A 17,275-nucleotide genomic window follows, 5' to 3' on the forward strand; every position below is an offset into this window, starting at 1 on the left:
GGACCTCCTCAGCGAGGCCACTTTACTTCGACATCACCGTGGGTGAAGTTCACGATAGTGATCAAAGGGCCGGAACCGCGAAGCCGTACGGCAATTCGAGCCGGTGGGCGGCGAGCAGGTCGGCGTCGGCGAGGAGGGCGCGGGTCGCACCGTCGGCCGCGATCACGCCGCCGGACAGGATGAGCGACCGCTCGCACAGCTCCAGCGCGTACGGAAGGTCGTGCGTGACCATCAGCACCGTCACATCCAGATTGCGCAGGATCTCGGCCAGCTCCCGCCGGGCGGCGGGGTCGAGGTTGGACGACGGCTCGTCCAGCACGAGGATCTCCGGCTCCATCGCGAGCACGGTGGCCACCGCGACCCGCCTGCGCTGGCCGAAGGACAGGTGGTGCGGCGGCCGGTCGATCGCGTCGAGCATGCCGACGCGATCGAGGGCGTCCCGGACCCGCCGGTCGAGCTCGGCGCCGCGCATCCCCAGGTTGGCCGGTCCGAACGCGACGTCCTCGCGGACGGTCGGCATGAAGAGCTGGTCGTCGGGGTCCTGGAAGACCAGGCCGACCCTGCGGCGGATCTCCTTCATCGTGTCCGCGCGCACGTCCAGCCCGGCCACGCGGACCGAGCCGTGCCCGGCGGTGAGGATGCCGTTGAGGTGCATGACCAACGTCGTCTTGCCCGCGCCGTTGGGGCCCAGCAGGGCGACCCGCTCCCCCCGCCCGATCACCAGGTCCACCCCGAACAGCGCCTGCGTGCCGTCGGGGTACGCGTAGGCCAGGCCGCTGACCTCCAGCGAGGGAACGGGGTGAGATGTCACGAGAGGCTCCAGGAGAGTACGGCCGTCACCGCGGCGAGACCGGGGAGCAGCCCCGCGGCGCCCCACTGCCGAAGCGATGCCGACAGATCACGGATTATCGGCATCTCTCCGGTATACCCGCGGCTGAGCATCGCGAGGTGCACCCGCTCGCCCCGCTCGTACGAGCGGATGAACAGCGCGCCGGCCGACTTGGCCAGCACCGGGATCTGCCGGGCGTCCCTGGCCACGAAGCCGCGAGACTCGCGGGCGACCCGCATCCGGCGCATCTCGTCCATGATCACATCCATGTAGCGGAGCATGAACATGGCGATCTGCACCAGGAGCTGCGGCAGCCGCAGCCGTTGTGCGCCCAGGAGCATCATCCGCGGCTCGGTGGTGGCCGCGAGCAGGATCGAGGCGACCACGCCGAGGGTGGCCTTGGCCAGGATGTTCCACGCCGCCCACAGCCCCTCGACGCTGAGCGGCACACCGAGGACCTCGACCCGCTCGCCCAGCCCGATGAACGGGATCGCGACGGCGAACACCACGAACGGAACCTCGATCACCATGCGCCGCAGTACGAAACCCGGCGGCACCCGCCCCGCGGCGGCGACGGCCGCCAGCATCACGGCGTACGCGGCGAAGGCCCAGAAGCTCTCGCGCGGGGTGGCGACCACCGCGACGGCGAACCCGGCCGCGGCCAGCAGCTTGCACTGCGGCGGCAACCGGTGGACCACCGTGTCGCCCGGCCGGTAGAGCTGGTGGTGATGACCTGCGCTCACGCCCGGCTCCCCCGCCTCGGAGTGATCACGCGTCGGCCTTGTCCCGGTTGCGGCGCCGCACCGTGTAGACGACGGCGCCTCCGGCGAGCACGGTCAGCCCGACCCCGGCGACGCCCGCGATCCCGAGGGACAGCCGCTCGTTCTCCACGCCCTTGACGGCGTAGTCGGCGAGCGGCCAGTGCGCGACGCCGCTCTGCCGCTCACCCGCGTTGAAGCCCTTGTCCGCGGCCACCCGCTCAAGCCCATCGGGCGAGCTGGAGGCGTAGAAGGAGACGAACCCGGCGAGCAGCACGGCGATCAGGCCGCCGCCGATCAGGATCGGCCGCAGGCCGCCCTTCGGCGCCGGGGCCGGCTCCTCGACCGGGACCTCGCCGTCGGCGGTCCGCAGCACCAGCCTGCGGCCCAGCCCGGCCGCGCCGTACACGAGGTCGGGCCGTACGGCCAGGACGCTGCTGACGGTGAGCGCCGTGATCAGGCCCTCACCCAGGCCGATCAGGACGTGGACGCCGCCCATCGCGGCGGCCACCGCCGTCACGTCGATCGGCGCGGTCCCCCCGATCCAGAACAGCAGGGTGAAGGCGAGCGCCGAGACCGGCACCGACACCGCCGCCGCGACGAACGAGGCGGCGACCACGGCGCCGCGGCCGCGCGGCGCGGCCCGGGTGATCAGGCGGAAGACGGCCCAGCCGACGACCGAGGTCACGATCGCCATCAGGGTGATGTTGACGCCGAGCGCGGTCAGCCCGCCGTCGGCGAAGAAGAAGCCCTGTACCAGCAGGACCACCGCCACACATAGGACCGCCGTGTACGGCCCGACGAGTATCGCGGCCAGCGCCCCTCCGAGGAGGTGACCGCTGGTGCCCGCCGCGACGGGGAAGTTGAGCATCTGGACGGCGAAGATGAACGCCGCGACGAGGCCCGCCATCGGGGCGGTCCGGTCGTTCAGCTCGTTCCGGGCACCCTTGAGGCACACGGCCACGCCCGCGGCGGCGAAGGCGCCTGCCGCGATGGAAACGGGAGCGTTGAAGAACCCATCGGGTACATGCACGGCGAGCCTCCGAAATGCGCGTCTGCCACAACTTTAGGACATGGCCTAGCAGTTGCAAACAGTTCGCATTAGCGGGCGCGATGGAGAAGTCTGCGCAGGAGGGTGAGCGGTGTGACGGCGCGCACCGAGGCGCTGAGCCTGCGGTTGACCGCCGTGGCGTAGGGCCGGGCGCTCCACCGCGCCAGACCGCTCCACCACGTCGCCGGGGCCGGCAACCGGCCCAGATCGCCGATCTTGACGGGGAAGCGGACGGGCGGCCCGCCCACGTCGAGCTCCAGATAGGAGTCCCAGATCCCGGCGGCCGGCCACCGGCTCACCGAGCGGAACGCTCCCGCCGCGGTCTGTGTGGCCGCCGCGCGCCACTCCCGCCCGGAACGCCGCTCCCGCCAGATCAGGTCGCGTACGGCCACCGCGGCGGGCTCGCCCGCCACCTCGACGACGCCGTCCACCCGCAGCCCGTCGCGCAGCCACCCCGCCTCCGCGAGCCGTACGGACGCGGGCACCCGGGCCAGATGCCCGCCGACGTCGACGCTCAGGTTGCCGTGCTGCCGGGTGAGGTACGGCAGCGCCACGATTCCGGAGGTGAAACGCGGCGCGGGGCGGTCGAGGCCGGGCGCGCGCTCGCTCCCGAGCCGGGCCAGCCTGCGGACGCCCTCGCAGTCGACGGCGGCGTACACGTCCCACATGCCGGAGGGCAGCGCGGCCACCGGGATCGAGACGCTGAACAGGTCGGCCACCCGCGTGATCGGGACACGCCTCTCCTGGCGCGAGGCACGCTCGCGCAGCAGGAGGGAGGCCTCCCCCTCGAACCCGTCCAGCGAGACGTGCCCACCGATCACGAGGCGGTCGCCGTCCCATTCGAGTGTGGTCAGCCGGTGGTGGAGGGTGGCCGTCTCGACCTGCGCCAGCCGTACGAGCCGGTCGAGGTCGTGCAGGGACTCGACGCGCAGCCGGTCGGCGGCGCCGAGCCGTTCGATCACGCCCTCGGTGAGCCATTCGTCGCAGATGTCGGCGGCCTCGAAGGCGATCTTCTCGCGGTCGGCCTCGTCGGCGGCCAGGAGGGGCGCGCCGAGTTGGTCGAAGACGTCGAGCCGGAAGTGCCGCAGCAGCAGGTGGTCGCGGAGCGAGCCGGGTGGGATGTGCCGCGCCATCAGCCCGATCGGCACGCGGGCCATCCGCAGCCAGGCGAGCGGGTCGCGGCTGCCCTGCTCCTGCATGACGCTGCTGCCGTCCGGCCGGGAGACCAGGTGGTAGCAGTCGTAGTCGGAGACGACCGAGATCACGTCGGCGTGGCAGTAGGCGTGGGAGGTGAAGACCATGTCCTCGCCCACCCGCAGCGTCTCGTCGAACCGGACGCCGTGCCGTTCGAGCATCTCGCGGCGGAAGAGCTTGAAGCAAAGCAGGCTGTTGTAGACCGTGCTCCCCAGCAGGGTGACCTGGTCGGCGCTCTCGCGGAACATCGACTCCGGCGCCCGGCGGCCATGACCGACGACCTTGCCGAGGACGATGTCGGCCCCGTTGCGGTCGGCGGTCGCGAGCATCCGGCTCAGTGCCTCCGGCCCCAGGTAGTCGTCCGCGTCACAGAAGAAGACGTACCGGCCGCGCGCGTGGGCGAGAGCGCGGTTGCGCGGGCTGCCGGGAGTGCCGGAGTGCTCCTGGTAGATCACTCTGATCACGCCCGGGTGGTGGGCGGCGTACAGGTCCAGGAGCGACCGCGTGTCGTCGGTCGAGCCGTCGTCGACGACCACGATCTCCTTGCTCACGCGCTGGATCAGCAGGGAGACGAGGCACCGGTCGAGGTACGCGCGGCAGTTGAACGTCGGCACCAGGATGCTGACGTCGACCGGGCACTCACTCTCCGTCTCCATCACGAATCATTATGTGACGGCCGCCCGCGCCATAAGGCGCCAATGGCCAGGTCTTGACCTTTCACCCCCAACCCGTACGGCGGTGGAGGCGAGCGCGGGCGACGGGCTGCGAACCATATGGCGATCTCGTGCGTCTCACTCGCACGCCTCGTGATCGTTTTGGAGCCGCCGTGTCGTCGCGTCTCGCCGTCATCGCCGTCTCGCTCGTCTCCGCTGTGATCATCGCCCTGTCCGTGGTGGCGATCGTGCTCGTCCTCAATCCGGAGTCGGCTCCGCCGGCCGTCCCGGGAGCGGGCCACGACAGGAGTGACGGCCCGAACCTCGTGATGGAAGGCCAGACCCCGCCCGCCGTCGGCCAGGAACCCGCCCTGGGCCAGGAACGCGATGTCGGACAGGAGCCCGCCCCCGGGCAGGAACCCGCTCTCGGTCAGGAAGCGGGCGAGGAGAGAACCGAGGCCGGCGTTCGGCGGGCGGCCCAGACCACGCTCGGCTTCTACTCGTCCGGCGCGTACGGGGAGTTCTGGGACTCATGGACCGCGGACGCGCGGAAGCTGATCGCGCGGGACGACTACCTCCGCATGTTCGAGCTGTGCAAGCCGATCGCCGAGAACCTGAGTTTCGAGATCAAGGGCGTCACCCTCGACGGCGACGTCGCGGACGTCCAGGTGACCCGGCTGCTGGCGGCGTTCACCTACCAATTCCGATACGAAGGCGGCCGCTGGCGGTACATCCCCGACCAGCAGGCGCAGACGGACTACACGTCCAAGACCGTCGAGCAGATGGCCTCCGACAGGCGGGCATCACGCGGGTGCGCCGACTGACCCGGCCGCTGGGTCCCCCATGGGCTCAGCCGGACATCCGTACGCGGAGGGCCGGGACGAACCAGTCGAGCATCGGCGCCGGGCTTTCCGGGGCCGGCCATCCGTTGATCACGGCGAGCAGGCGCATGTACCGGTCCCTGCGCGGGTCGTTCGCCGCCTCGAGCAGGTCCAGCAGCCTGCGGCGGAGGTCGAGGTCGTCGGGCCGGTCGAGGTCCCGGGCGTACGCGTCCATGACGGCCGCGACCACGGCGTCGGCCCGAGGCGAGGTGGGCGGGACGCCCTCCGCCAGGGCGGGAGCGACCAGGTCACGGACCGTCGCGACCGGGTCGCGGCGGACGCCGGCGCTCCGGCTCTCGCCCCGCTCGGCGGCGTGGTGCTCGGCCATGCGCCGGATGCTCGCGCGGAAGTCCGGGTCCCGCGACATCTCGGCCAGTTCCACCCATGCCTCGACCTGCTCGATCTCGGGGTCGTCGGGCAGCTCGGGGGTCATCGAACTCCTGATCCCGGCGAACTCCGGATTCGCGTCCAGGTCGCCGAAGACGGTGTCGAGGAAGTCGTCGATCAGCCGGCGGCGCTCGTCCTCGGAGAGCCTGGCCAGTTTGTGCATGAGATCCGTCTCCTCAGCTGTGGACCCGCGCCTGGCCACCGCCGTCAACACCGCGCGCCGCAGTCGGAGCGTACGGATCTGCACCGCCAGGGCGTCGGCGTGCCGCGCCGCGACCTCCGGGAGGGATATCCGGCGGTCCACGACCTTCCGGATCGTGGGCAGGTCCACGCCCAGGTCGCGCAGTGTCCGTACGAGCTCCAGGCGGGCAACGGCGTCCACGTCGTAGCGGCGGTAGCCGGCCGGGGTGCGGTCGGTCGGCGGCACGATCCCGCGATCGGAGTAGAACCGGATGGCCTTGACCGTCAGTCCGGTGCGCCGGGCCAGGTCACCGATCGAGTAGAGCGCGTCGCCGTTCATGCCTTCACCCTCGCGTCTCCCCTTACTGGAGACTCAATCCTGATCGCTGAGATCGTCGGTCGCCCGTAGCCTTGGCTCGCCTTCTTCCGTGAAAGGAGTCACCCGTGTCCATCCGTCGAACCGTCCCCAACGTCCGGTCCGAGGCCCTGGAGGAGAGCGCGACGTTCTACGGCCTGCTGGGGTTCGAGGAGGTCATGAACCTGGGCTGGATCATGACCCTCGCCTCCCCGTCCACTCCGACGGCACAGGTCAGCTTCATGAGCGACGACAAGACCGCGCCCGTCGTCCCCGACATGAGCATCGAGGTGGACGACGTGGACGCCGCCTACGCGGCCATGGTCGAGCGCGGCGCGGAGATCGTGCACCCGCTGCAGGACGAGGAGTGGGGCGTCCGCCGGTTCTTCGTACGCGATCCGAACGGCCGCGTCCTGAACGTCCTCACCCACCGATGAACGGCTGAGAGTCGCCGCTGATCTCCTTGAACCCCGGGTTCGTCCTGAGTCACACCGGGTCGGCGGTGACGGCCATCGCCTGCTCCGGGGCCGTGGAGCGCGGCTCTTCCGGTTCGGGCGAGGTGCGGTAGTCCCGCAACGGACGGTTGACCAGAGCCACCGCGACGACGGCCAGCGTGGCGGACAGGCCGCCCACCAGGAGTGCCACAGGTGCGGAGGTGACGGAGGCGAGCAGGCCGCCACGGAAGTTGCCGACCTGCGGGCCGGCCGAGCCGATGACGTGCTCGACCGAGGCGACCCGCCCGCGGTACCGGTCGGGGGTCTCCAACTGAACCAGCGCACCTCGGGTGACCACGGAGACGGTGTCGGCGGCGCCGGCGATCGCGAGACAACCGAGGGCGAGCCACAGCGGCCCGGCCAGACCGAAACCGGCGAGAGCGAGACCCCAGACCCCGGCGGCCAGGAGTTGGACGACGCCGCTTCGCCGTAGCCGGGTGACGGTTCCGGAGAACAGACCGGCACCGAGCCCGCCGACAGCGATCGAGGAGAGGAAGAGCCCGAGCGTCCGCGGGTTGCCGTCGAAGCGGATCTCGTTGATCAGTGGAAAGAGCGCGATCGGCATCGCCAGCAGGGTCGCGGCGAGATCGGTCGCGAAGCTTCCCCACAGGGTGGGGCGCCGCAGGATGATCCCCCAACCGCCTTGCGCCGGACGGCGGCGTCCTCCCGTCCCGTGGCTCGGATGCGGGTCGTCACCCTCGGCGCGCGGGGTGGGCATCGCGGGCAGCCGGATCACGGCGATCAGTGACGCGGCGCCGGCGAGCGCCTGGACCGCGTACGCGACGGGATACCCCCACTGGGCGAGCAGCATGCCGCCGAGCGCGGGTCCGACGAGCATGGACGCCTGGAAGACGACGTTCTGCAGGGCGAGTCCGGCGGCCACCTGGTCGGCGGGGAGCAGCCGGACGGGGAAGGTACGCCGCGCGGGGGCTCCGAGCGCCGAGCAGCCCGACTCGGCGGCGATCAGGGCGAGCAGCAGCAGGACGGACCGGTTGCCGGCCGCCGCCTGTGCGACGAGCCCGGCGCCCATCACGAGCTGGCCCGCGGTGGTGGCACGAACGAGTGCCCTGCGGTCGAGGGCGTCGGCCAGCGATCCGCCGACCAGTCCGAGGAGCATCAGCGGCACGCCGGACGCGAGACCGATGGCGCCCGTCCAGAGCGGGCTGTGCGTCAGCTCCCAGACCTGCGCCAGGACGGCCACAGTGGCGATCTGGTGACCGAGCGAGCCGAGCGACGACCCGAGCCACAACTCGCGGAACGGACGGCTGGAGCGGAGCGGACGGACGTCCATGAGCCGCTCACGCCACGTCATGGACGTGGCTCCGGCGGAGCCGCGGAGGCGGTGAACGTTCCGTCGAGGTGGGCGAGGATCCGGTCGCGCAAGGAACGGCGCTCCAGCGCCTGGTCCGACTCGGCGACGACCGTGCTGAGCGCGTGCGGGATCTCGTCCATGGCGCAAATATAACAGTGCTTATATAAGTGCCGCCGCCGTGCCAGGGCGGACAGCGCTGTATCGCCTGAGGGTTCGCGCGACGACCGTACGCGTCGACGATGACACCGCCACGATCCGGCCATGGGGCGCCTGGTCCCGGCCCCCGTCGTGTCCGGGAGCCCACGCTCGCTCCGGTGAACGCTGCCACCGGGGCCACGTCGGCCGGGTCCAGGCCTCGGTCGAGGAACGCCTCGGGCCGACCTGGCGTCCGGGTTCGCTGCCTCCTTAGGGTGATGCCATGCCCAAGGTCTTGATCACCGGGATGTCGGGCACTGGCAAATCGACCGCTCTACAGATCTTGGGCTCGCGAGGGCACCGGGTTGTGGACACGGACTACGGCCAGTGGAGCCACTGGATCACCCTCCCGGACGGATCGTCGGACTGGGTGTGGCGCGAGGAGGCGATCGCTGATCTGCTCGCCGGCCACGAGCAGGGCGCCTTGTTCGTGGCCGGTTGTAAGAGCAACCAGGGAAAGTTCTATCCGCAGTTCGACCACGTCGTGCTGCTGAGCGCACCCGCCGAGGTGCTGTTGGCCCGGGTCATCGCGCGGACCAACAATCCGTATGGCAAACGGCCCGAGGAGCGAGACGCGATCCTGGAGAACCTTCGCGTCGTCGAGCCGCTGCTGCGGGCTACCGCGACCATGGAGATCGACGCGCGTGCTCCGATAGCGCAGGTCGTCCGGCAGCTTGAGCGACTTGCCTAACTGCGACCCGTTTGATGCGAGCCGTGGTGCGTTCCGCCGGAGGCCGAGTTCGCCTCGTCCTTATGCCCTGCCTTTCCGTTCCGTCCACGCCTCGTATGGACTGTCCCCCGGAAGCACCCAAACCTCCGCATCGGGCCTGGCGATCGTCCGCAGCAGCGTCGCCTTTCCGGTCGCCGCCGAGACCCGGTAGAACGCCACCCCCTCCCCGGTCTTCGATCGGACGATCACGCGTCCCGCCTTATCGAAGTCGAGGTCGTCGATGTACTGCCCGCGAGGCAACTGCACGGTCACCGTGCCGCTCGCCCGGCCGGTGCGCAGGTTGACCAGGCGCAGCTTGCGAGACTTGAGCCACGTGCCGACAGGCACCGCCGCTGTGACGTAGTCATTCGCCAGCGCCGTCGGTGCCAGCCGCGTCTTCAGCCGCGTCCGGGTGCGCAGCCCTCGGTCGAACACCGTCAATCGTTCGTCCTCTGCCAGCAGCAGCCGCTTGCCGTCAGAACTGAACCCCATGAAGCTCCACGCATCCGTGTGTCCGGGAGGCGGCAGCACCTTGCCTTTCCGCAGGTCCGCGAAGATCCCCACCCCGGGCGCGGAGGTCGTCGTGACCACGTAACTGCCGTCGTCCGACACCGCCGGCCATTCCTCGTAGATCGTGTACGCCGTGAGCCGCCGTGACACCACCCTTTCCTTGCCGTTCAGCGTCCGCTCGACGAACAGGCCATCCGACTTCCGGAAATAAAAGAAATGCTTCCCATCCCCGCTGACCAGGAACGGCGCCCGCTCGCCGGGAGTGACCGCATTCTTGGGCGCCTTGGCGAGCGCCTCCGGCACCTCCACCACGTCTCCGTTGGTCAGCACCAGTTGCCAGGTCTGCGTCCGCTGCGCGTAGGCGATCGTGACCGGCGCGGCGGCGGCCGCCGCCGGCGATCCGATCAGTGTTGTGCCGGCCAGGAGCAACGCCGCCAAAGCTGTACGAAATCTCATGGTGCATGAGATGCCAGAAATTGCGGGAATGTTGTCGACCTCTCCTGAGGTTCGAGAGCGGCCCCTGCTCGGCGAGGGCCCCTGGTAGTCGCAAGGGGCCTCCGACTGCACGCTGCCTTGATCCGTACGGCCGCCGGGTAGGCCGTACGGAGGTTCCGTAGCGCTTTGCCTGAGACGAGAAGGCGATCCGGCACGATCTTGCGATAACTAGGATTGGCCGGTGAAACTCGTAGAGCTGGAAATCGAGCGGCACAATTGGGCCGAGGCGCGGTGCGGTTGCGGGAAATCCGCCGCACACGTGGCGTCAGATCTCCTACGGCCGTGGCCAACGCGGCGAGCGAGTGCACCACCGACATAATCGACAACGGTCACGTGCTTTTCCGGATGTTCTCTTTGAACCGTCCGTTTCCACGGTTTCCGTCGCCCTCAGTAGGGCTCGAAGCGTTCAAATCATGCGGGTGTCAACACCAGCCTCCGCCATCCCGGGAAGAGCTCACTTCCACCTCGTAGCCATCGCCGTTTTCCTTCCTCATCGCGTCCAGGAACGACAGCGAGAGGTCGACCCTCCTCCCGCCGACCGATTTGGCGAAGCAGCTCACCCCTTCACCGTCGTCATTCGGAGGGGGCGTCCACCCATCCTTGATCGCGATCTCTCGGTAGAAGGACAGCACGTCGGCTCTCGAAGCAGAAAAACGGTAGGTCTGTCCGACAGTCGTTATCCGGTCATCGCTCTCGCAGGGGCTGGTTCGCTCCTCCTGTGGTGTCGCGCCTACCGGATGAGCGTCGAGAATGCTGAGCGTGGCCAGAGAGGCGGCGAGCCGGTCATCGTCGGCGGTGCATCTATGCCAGGTAAGCCATAGGAGCGACCAAGATAACGCCCCATCCAATACAGGCGGCCGCAAGCACCGCAATCACCCAGCGCTCCATGATCAAGAGATTAGCGCCACCACACATTCGCACAACAGGTACAGCTTTAGCCACCCTCGAATTCATCACACCGTGACTCCGCGCGATTACGAGAGAAGACCAGCCCCGACGCCTGCGATCGATGGTCGCGCCGGATCAGCCGGCGAATGCCGGGCAAAGCAGCGCACCGGTGGCCGCGACCCGAGCGCCAACAGACGCCACCAAGCCCGCGCCCGCCGGTACCACCGCCGCGCCCGACCATGCCGCCGACTCCCTCCCCACACTCCCTGGAGGAGGACGAGAGCAGCAGCGCACCGCAGGCCCCGGTAACCAGGTAGAAGTCTTCGCGGGGATTTGTGCCGTACGGCTAGCGGGGTTGGCGGACGCCCCGGCGCCACACCTCGGCGATCGCAGCGGTGGCGGCGATGTCGCGGGTCGGGTCGGCGTTGACGAGCAGGAGGTCGGCACGTAGCCCGGGGGCGACGCGGCCACGGTCGGCCAGCCCGAAGTGACGGGCGGGCACGCTGGTGGCCGCGGCGAGCGCCTCCTCGTTGCTGAGCCCGGCTTCGATGAGCAGGGTGAGCTCGCGGTGCATGGCGGCACCGTGTACGGGGGCGAACGGGTTGGCATCGGTGCCGGCCAGCAGCGATACGCCGGCCTGGTGCAGGGTCCGGGCGGCGTGGACGGCGTTGTCGGCGCAGCCGGGCAGCGCGTGGTCCGCCGCTTCCGCCTGCCCGGTGATCGCTTCGAAGTACGCCAACGTGGTGACCACGAACACCCCCTGTGCGGCGATCCGAGCGGCGAGCTCGTGCCCGGCCGGGTCGTCGGGCTCGGCGTCGGCGTACACGTGGGCCAGACCGTCGATGCCGGCGTCCAGCGCGATCGTGGCCTCCCGTGCGGTGATCGCGTGGCCGACGGTGGTCAGCCCGTTGGCGTGGGCGGCCTCGACCAGCGCCGCCACGATCTGCTGCGTCAGCGCCGGCAGCCGGGCGCCGTGCACCGCACCGTCATCGACCACGATCTTCAGGTAGTCGATTCCCTCGGTCAGCCGTGCCTCGACGAACCGCTTGGCCTGCCCGGGGTCCGCGACGGTGTCGAACCCGCCGACGGCATCACCGAACGCTTCCAGCGTCGAGGCGTCGAACCCGGCCATCAGCTGGCTGGGGTGCCCACCCGGGGCGGTGGCGAGCATCCCGGCGCTGCGCAGGTCCGCGACCTCGTCGTTGCCGGCGGCCAACTCACGCTGGCGGGCCAGGTTGCCGGGCAGGCAGAACATGTCCAACTCGGTGGTGACGCCGAAGGTCAGCGCCTGGGCGAGGCTGCCGTCGAAGGTGTGGGTGTGCGCGTCGATCAGGCCGGGAAGCAGGGTCTTGCCGGACCCGTCAACCTCGACGTCGACGGGGTGGCCGTCGGGTTCGGCGATTCGGTCCCCGTCGATGAGGACATCGGCCCTCGGGACGGTCCGCTCACCGTCGAACACTCGCACATCACGGATCAGGGTCCGCATCGGTCCTCCTGGTCTGCGTAGATTGCCGAGGCGGGCTGCCTCGGCGGTTACGCGACCCAAGAGGCGGGGCGGGCCCGGGAGTGTGACACGACAAGCCGGATCTGAGACGTGGATCACATTTGCCCTCGCTCGTGTCACATTCGCGGGGTCGGCGCACCTCTCACCATGCGAGCCTTGAAAGGAGGCCTCCACCATGACCGAGAGGCAGGCAGCCGACATTGCGGCGGCCGACCACGTCACGCAGGTCTTTGTCGGCCACCGGGAGCTGCTGTTCTCGGTCGTCTACAACATCCTCGGCAGCGTCGCCGACACCGAGGACGTGCTGCAGGAGACCTGGCTGGCCTGGGCGACCCGGACCCGGGCGAGGAACGCCGAGCAAGTCGACAACCCCCGCGCCTACCTGGTACGGGTCGCGGTGAACCAGGCCCTGGCCAGGCGAGCGGAGATCGACCGGCGGCAGGAGACCTATGTCGGGCAATGGTTACCCGAGCCGGTCGTCACCCCGCTGGCGGACACCAGCGGCGCCGGCGACTCCAGTGACACCGCCGACGCGGCGGTCAGGGCCGACTCCGCCTCGATGGCGCTGCTCGTGGTGCTGGAGACCCTCACCCCGGCCGAGCGCGCCGTCTTCGTGCTGCACGAGGTGTTCGGCTATGCCCACACCGAAATCGCCGACCTGCTCGGTCGCAGCCCCGCCGCCGTACGCCAGCTCGCGCACCGCGCCCGTGAACACGTCCATGCCCGACGCCCCCGCTACCACGCCGACCCCCGCATGCGCCGCGAGGTGACCGAACGGTTCCTGTCCGCCGCGCTCGGCGGCGACCTGAAGGCCCTCCTCCAGGTCCTCGCGCCGGATGTGACTCTGTGGACCGATGGTGGCGGGAAGGGCCCGGCCACCAGTCTGCATCCCATCCACGGCCGCGACGCCGTCGCCCGAACCCTGCTGACCGTCGCCGCCAACGCACGCGACCTCGACATCCGTTACCGGCGAGTCAACGGCGATCCTTCTGCGGTGCTCTTCGACAGCGGTTCCCCGATCGCCGTCCTAGTACTGGACCTGACTCCCGGCAGCCACCACGTACGCGGAATCTACTCCGTCACCAACCCCGACAAGCTCACCCGGATCAACGACCGTTGACACCAAAGCAGCGCCCGGCCGGCACCTGCCCTCGGGGCGGGCGCGCTCGAACAGCTCGGCAGGCGACGGCAAGCCTGGCCTTCGCGACCCCAGGCGCCTATGCCACTCGGGTACGGGCCCTCATCGCCGGAGATCGGGCTGCGTAGTCCTTTGCCGGCATCAAGGACGATCACTCCAAGCCGCGTACGTGCTGATCCCTCGGCCTACGGCGAGGCGAAGTGCTCCGGCTGGTCTGGGACAGCGTCGATTTCGGGGCCGACCCCGACCGGTGGGTGCCGAACAACAGACGGCCGGCGTTTCCACGGTCGCGATCCGCACCTCATCAGGGCCGTTCCAAGGGCAGCCCCGATGAGGCCGGTTACGGATGAGGGGGCCGGTCAGCCCTGTATGGCCTCGACGTTCTTCGAGTATCCGAGCGAAAGGAGCGCATCGGCAATCGGTTCGTAGTCGGTTCGTGCCGGGGGCGCGAACGTGCCCAGACCATCGACGTACCTGTTGAACATGCAGAACGTGGCGGCGATCAACACCGTGTCGTGGATCTCCGTGTCGGTGGCGCCCGCGTTCCGCGCCGTGTCGACCGCCTTCTGGGTCACGGCCCGGCCGCTCTGCTGCACGAGCGCCGCGATATCCAGCAAAGCCCGCATCTTGGGCGTCACATCCGCGGCATGCGGGTTGGTGCAGGCCTGCTCGACCTGCGAAGCGCCACCAGGAAGCTGCCTCGCGGCCATTACGCCGTGGATCGTGCCGCAGAAGTCGCAGTTGTTGAGTCGCGACACGTAAGCGGCGATGAGCTCACGGTCTCCACGCGACAGGGTGTTGTCGCCGGCGAGCAGCAGTTCGGTGAGCTCGTTGAGGGGACCGGCCGTCTCGGGCCGGTAGATCATGAGACCGAGGATGCCAGGGAAGTCGTTGTTGAGGGGGATGTATGCCATCCCTCAGATGATCTCCCTCAGACAGGCCGTGTCCACTCCCTGGCACGAATCTTCACCATTCGTTAATAGACGCATGTCGGCGGCCTCGTTTTTCACGATCTTCGTCTGGTCGACGCACAAGCTCTACCTCTCAGGGTGACCGCCTGGAAGTCTTCATCGTCCCTCGATCCGATCATGCCCGCCGCAGCTGCGCCGTAGGACAGCACCGCCCCTGCCCCTCCGTGCGCACCCACCTGGGGAAACACGCCAAAATCCATTCCGCGAACATCCCCGGACAGCGGCCGAGGGGTGCTCATGATGGCGTACGGCTGCACAGCCCAGGAATGATCAACGACGTCTCGACCAAGCAAAGCTTGCTGTGGCCGGTGTCGCGCCCGTCGCTGTACGCCCGACGGTGCGAGGTCGTGACGTCCTGGCCGGCACCATCCGCCTGTTCCCCGACGGGCTGACGCTGATCGCACCTCCAGGGGAAAGGCAATGGTAATAGCGCACGTCAACTCGCGCCCCTTTTCGTAGCCGGTTCCCGAACATGTGCTTGACATCGCATAGAGAGTCATGGAACAAAACTCCAGAACAGAAAGGACTCTCCCCCCAATGCGAGCTATTCGACACGCCGTACTGGCTGCCGTCGTCGCCCTCGTCGCCATGCTGTCCCTGGCGGTGCCGGCGTCTGCGGTCACCGGCGGAGAACCTGATGGCAACAGGCACCCCAACGTCGGCCTGATCCTCTTCTACCAGCCGGACGGCAGGTTCCGCTGCACGGCCACCCTCATCTCGCCGACTCTGGTGCTCACCGCGGCTCACTGCACCCAGGGCACTCTCGGCAAGACGCTCGTGACCTTCACCTCGGTCATCGCCGAGCAGCCGCCCTCGCCGTTCCCCACAGCGGCTGACCCGAGCAAGGGGTTCACGGCCAAGGAGCTCGCCGATGCCGGCTACCTCTCCGGCACGGCCTACACCCACCCCGACTACTCGGACTTCACGGACCTGAAGAACTGGAACGACGTGGGCGTGATCGTCCTCGACAAGCCGGTCTCGGGAATCACGCCAGCCAAGATCGCCCCCGCCCGTTACCTCGACCAGTACCAGCAGCCGCTGCTCAACAAGACGATCTTCACATTCGTCGGGTACGGCACCGAGGTGCGTAAGCCGGACAGCGGTCCGCAGAAGCCGCAGCCGATGAGCTACCCAATGCTGCGCCGCTTCGCCGACTCCCCGGGGCAGAAGCTCACGGACCAGATCCTCCAGGCCAACGGCAACCCCAATGACACACACGGCACCGGCGGCACCTGCTTCGGCGACTCGGGCGGACCCGGGTTCCTCAACGGCTACATCGTCACCGTGACCAGCTACGGCAACACGGACAACTGCCGTTACATCGGCGGCTACCAGCGCGTCGAGATCCCCGGCGTGCAGAAGTGGCTCGCTAACTTCGCCTGACAACCACACCTTCTGTAAGCGTCCGTACGGCAACGCCTGGTCCTTCCCATCTCCGCGAAGAGATGGGAAGGACCTTTTTTCGGACCGGGAATGCAGCGCCGCCACCAGGTCGGGATCCGCGGTGCTGCCGGGCACTATCCGGCACTCCGAAGAGTCCGGATGAGCCACGAAAGCACAAGGCCCCTGACCGCGAACCCGCTGGTCAGGGGTGCGGACAACTATACGACCCGCTACCGAGGTTGATATTCTCGATAGCGGACCACGCCTCGACTATCTCCTACCCGCCGAAGCGGAGCACTTCATAGCCCTTTAAAGAGGCCTCCCAAGCGACGTCTCAATCTGCTACCCGCACAAGTAGCTTGCCCAGGTTTGCGCCGCTGAACAACTGGTGGAGAGCGTGCGGGGCAGCTTCAATGCCGCCGTCGACGATTGTCTCGTCGTAGTGGAGCTTACCTTCGCCGAGCAGCCCAGCGAGGTATGTGATCGCCTCTTCGAAGCGGTGGGCCCAGTCAAGTACAAGGAAGCCCTTGATCGTCGCCCGCTGCATGATCAGCTGGACTATGTTGGTGAGACTTCCAGTGTGTTCGCCGCCCTTGTTATAGCTGTTGTACTCGGAAATCATTCCGCACAGGGAAACCCGGGCACCGATGTTGAGCCGCATCAAAATGTGATCCATGACCGGCCCGCCAACGTTCTCGAAATCGACATCGATCCCATCCGGTGTGGCGGCGTCGAGCTGTGCACGCCAGTCAGCGGCGTGGTGGTCGATGCAGGCGTCATAGCCGAGAACCTTGACGGCGTGTTGGCACTTGCTGGGACTGCCGGCAATGCCAATCACCCGTCCCGCCCCTTTCTGCCTTGCGATCTGACCGGCAATCGAGCCGACCGCACCGCAGGCGGCAGAGATGACGATTGTCTCTCCCTCTTTCAACTCGGCCAAGTCGATCCCGAGATAGGCCGAGATGCCGGTGTGGCCGAGGACGCCGAGAAAGGCCGACTCGGGTGCCGGCAGTGGGGTCGGCAGGACAGTAAGCGGCGCCTCCAGCTGTGAGTCGTCGGCAAGGACCAATTCCTGCCAACCGGTGAAGCCGCTGACAGTGGCCCCGACCGGCATGTCTTCGCGCCTGGATGCAACTACTTCGCCGACGCCGAAGCCACGCATCACTGCGCCAATCGGGACCGGAGGTTCGTAGCTACGCATATCGCTCATCCAGACGCGGGAGGTTGGGTCGAGCGAGAGAAGCTTGGTGCGGACCAAGGCCTGACCGTCGGCCAGCTCCGGTACCTGCTCTTCAACCAGTTCGAGGTCACCGTCGGTGAGTTGCCCAACGGGTCGGCGTCGTAGGCGGTAGGCCCGGTTGATGCGGTTGATGCGGTCGCCACTCATA

At 68.6% G+C, this 17,275-nt stretch carries 17 protein-coding genes; 5 read left to right on the plus strand and 12 right to left on the minus strand.

What is annotated here, in order from left to right; all coding sequences use genetic code 11:
- Nucleotides 1–61: 61 nt before the first annotated feature.
- The 4 genes from AWQ68_RS02515 to AWQ68_RS02530 form a co-directional block, all read right to left on the minus strand.
- Complete coding sequence (locus tag AWQ68_RS02515) at nucleotides 62–811, minus strand: energy-coupling factor ABC transporter ATP-binding protein (RefSeq protein ID WP_245655710.1); 750 nt, start codon at nucleotides 809–811, stop codon at nucleotides 62–64.
- Nucleotides 808–1,572: a cobalt ECF transporter T component CbiQ gene (gene cbiQ / locus AWQ68_RS02520; protein WP_066933779.1), complete on the minus strand. Its 765-nt coding sequence runs from the start codon at nucleotides 1,570–1,572 to the stop codon at nucleotides 808–810. The genes AWQ68_RS02515 and cbiQ overlap by 4 nt, the downstream gene beginning before the upstream one ends.
- 25 nt (nucleotides 1,573–1,597) lie before the next feature.
- Complete coding sequence (locus AWQ68_RS02525; protein WP_066933782.1) at nucleotides 1,598–2,620, minus strand: energy-coupling factor ABC transporter permease; 1,023 nt, start codon at nucleotides 2,618–2,620, stop codon at nucleotides 1,598–1,600.
- 68 nt (nucleotides 2,621–2,688) lie between these two features.
- Nucleotides 2,689–4,488, minus strand: a complete 1,800-nt coding sequence (locus AWQ68_RS02530) for a glycosyltransferase family 2 protein (protein ID WP_066933786.1) — start codon at nucleotides 4,486–4,488, stop codon at nucleotides 2,689–2,691.
- 170 nt (nucleotides 4,489–4,658) lie between these two features.
- Here AWQ68_RS02530 and AWQ68_RS02535 point away from each other — a divergent pair, with 170 nt between their 5' ends.
- A complete protein-coding gene (locus AWQ68_RS02535; RefSeq protein WP_066933789.1) occupies nucleotides 4,659–5,309 on the plus strand; it encodes a hypothetical protein in 651 nt (216 codons plus the stop codon).
- A 25-nt stretch (nucleotides 5,310–5,334) separates the two neighbouring features.
- Here the strand turns inward: AWQ68_RS02535 and AWQ68_RS02540 are convergent, their stop codons facing one another.
- Entirely contained in the window at nucleotides 5,335–6,273 is a 939-nt protein-coding gene (locus tag AWQ68_RS02540) for a MerR family transcriptional regulator (RefSeq protein ID WP_066933790.1), read from the minus strand.
- A 104-nt stretch (nucleotides 6,274–6,377) separates the two neighbouring features.
- On the opposite strand from AWQ68_RS02540, the gene AWQ68_RS02545 reads away from it, so the two are divergent.
- Entirely contained in the window at nucleotides 6,378–6,725 is a 348-nt protein-coding gene (locus AWQ68_RS02545; RefSeq protein ID WP_066933791.1) for a VOC family protein, read from the plus strand.
- A gap of 49 nt (nucleotides 6,726–6,774) precedes the next feature.
- On the opposite strand, the gene AWQ68_RS02550 is transcribed toward AWQ68_RS02545, so the two are convergent.
- Both AWQ68_RS02550 and AWQ68_RS41950 read right to left on the minus strand, forming a co-directional pair.
- Nucleotides 6,775–8,094: an MFS transporter gene (locus AWQ68_RS02550; protein ID WP_066933792.1), complete on the minus strand. Its 1,320-nt coding sequence runs from the start codon at nucleotides 8,092–8,094 to the stop codon at nucleotides 6,775–6,777.
- A complete protein-coding gene (locus AWQ68_RS41950) occupies nucleotides 8,091–8,234 on the minus strand; it encodes a hypothetical protein (protein ID WP_157544785.1) in 144 nt (47 codons plus the stop codon). The genes AWQ68_RS02550 and AWQ68_RS41950 overlap by 4 nt, the downstream gene beginning before the upstream one ends.
- A gap of 278 nt (nucleotides 8,235–8,512) precedes the next feature.
- Between AWQ68_RS41950 and AWQ68_RS02555 the strand changes: the two genes are divergently transcribed.
- Nucleotides 8,513–8,980, plus strand: a complete 468-nt coding sequence (locus tag AWQ68_RS02555; protein ID WP_066933793.1) for an ATP-binding protein — start codon at nucleotides 8,513–8,515, stop codon at nucleotides 8,978–8,980.
- A 60-nt stretch (nucleotides 8,981–9,040) separates the two neighbouring features.
- Here AWQ68_RS02555 and AWQ68_RS02560 read toward each other — a convergent pair whose 3' ends face one another.
- The 3 genes from AWQ68_RS02560 to AWQ68_RS02570 all read right to left on the minus strand — a co-directional run bounded on the left by AWQ68_RS02560 (nucleotide 9,041) and on the right by AWQ68_RS02570 (nucleotide 12,377).
- Nucleotides 9,041–9,946: a WD40 repeat domain-containing protein gene (locus tag AWQ68_RS02560; protein ID WP_066933798.1), complete on the minus strand. Its 906-nt coding sequence runs from the start codon at nucleotides 9,944–9,946 to the stop codon at nucleotides 9,041–9,043.
- Between the two features lie 479 nt (nucleotides 9,947–10,425).
- Nucleotides 10,426–10,635, minus strand: a complete 210-nt coding sequence (locus AWQ68_RS02565) for a hypothetical protein (protein WP_066933801.1) — start codon at nucleotides 10,633–10,635, stop codon at nucleotides 10,426–10,428.
- Between the two features lie 602 nt (nucleotides 10,636–11,237).
- Nucleotides 11,238–12,377 carry an amidohydrolase family protein gene (locus AWQ68_RS02570; protein ID WP_066933804.1) on the minus strand — a complete coding sequence of 380 codons (1,140 nt, stop codon included), beginning with the start codon at nucleotides 12,375–12,377 and terminating at the stop codon, nucleotides 11,238–11,240.
- Nucleotides 12,378–12,570: 193 nt separating this feature from the next.
- On the opposite strand from AWQ68_RS02570, the gene sigJ reads away from it, so the two are divergent.
- Complete coding sequence (sigJ, locus tag AWQ68_RS02575; protein ID WP_066933806.1) at nucleotides 12,571–13,515, plus strand: RNA polymerase sigma factor SigJ; 945 nt, start codon at nucleotides 12,571–12,573, stop codon at nucleotides 13,513–13,515.
- A 377-nt stretch (nucleotides 13,516–13,892) separates the two neighbouring features.
- On the opposite strand, the gene AWQ68_RS02580 is transcribed toward sigJ, so the two are convergent.
- Nucleotides 13,893–14,447 (minus strand): carboxymuconolactone decarboxylase family protein, encoded by a 555-nt coding sequence (locus AWQ68_RS02580; protein WP_066933810.1) that lies wholly within the window; start codon nucleotides 14,445–14,447, stop codon nucleotides 13,893–13,895.
- Between the two features lie 594 nt (nucleotides 14,448–15,041).
- Between AWQ68_RS02580 and AWQ68_RS02585 the strand changes: the two genes are divergently transcribed.
- A complete protein-coding gene (locus tag AWQ68_RS02585; RefSeq protein WP_174554069.1) occupies nucleotides 15,042–15,887 on the plus strand; it encodes a S1 family peptidase in 846 nt (281 codons plus the stop codon).
- Between the two features lie 334 nt (nucleotides 15,888–16,221).
- Here AWQ68_RS02585 and AWQ68_RS02590 read toward each other — a convergent pair whose 3' ends face one another.
- The gene (locus AWQ68_RS02590; protein ID WP_066933813.1) at nucleotides 16,222–17,274 is read right to left on the minus strand and encodes an NADP-dependent oxidoreductase; all 1,053 of its coding nucleotides are present in this window, start codon (nucleotides 17,272–17,274) and stop codon (nucleotides 16,222–16,224) included.
- Between the last annotated feature and the right edge of the window lies 1 nt (nucleotide 17,275).

Origin of the sequence: Microtetraspora fusca (genome assembly GCF_001570365.1) — a bacterium.
Classification (GTDB): domain Bacteria; phylum Actinomycetota; class Actinomycetes; order Streptosporangiales; family Streptosporangiaceae; genus Microtetraspora; species Microtetraspora fusca.

Coding starts and splice junctions, on each gene's coding strand:
- AWQ68_RS02530 (WP_066933786.1), bottom strand. CDS start 4,488: ATGGAGACGGAGAGTGAGTGCCCGGTCGACGTCAGCATCCTGGTGCCG.
- AWQ68_RS02540 (WP_066933790.1), bottom strand. CDS start 6,273: ATGAACGGCGACGCGCTCTACTCGATCGGTGACCTGGCCCGGCGCACC.
- AWQ68_RS02550 (WP_066933792.1), bottom strand. CDS start 8,094: ATGACGTGGCGTGAGCGGCTCATGGACGTCCGTCCGCTCCGCTCCAGC.
- AWQ68_RS41950 (WP_157544785.1), bottom strand. CDS start 8,234: ATGGACGAGATCCCGCACGCGCTCAGCACGGTCGTCGCCGAGTCGGAC.
- AWQ68_RS02555 (WP_066933793.1), top strand. CDS start 8,513: ATGCCCAAGGTCTTGATCACCGGGATGTCGGGCACTGGCAAATCGACC.
- AWQ68_RS02570 (WP_066933804.1), bottom strand. CDS start 12,377: ATGCGGACCCTGATCCGTGATGTGCGAGTGTTCGACGGTGAGCGGACC.
- sigJ (WP_066933806.1), top strand. CDS start 12,571: ATGACCGAGAGGCAGGCAGCCGACATTGCGGCGGCCGACCACGTCACG.
- AWQ68_RS02580 (WP_066933810.1), bottom strand. CDS start 14,447: ATGGCATACATCCCCCTCAACAACGACTTCCCTGGCATCCTCGGTCTC.
- AWQ68_RS02585 (WP_174554069.1), top strand. CDS start 15,042: ATGCGAGCTATTCGACACGCCGTACTGGCTGCCGTCGTCGCCCTCGTC.
- AWQ68_RS02590 (WP_066933813.1), bottom strand. CDS start 17,274: ATGAGTGGCGACCGCATCAACCGCATCAACCGGGCCTACCGCCTACGA.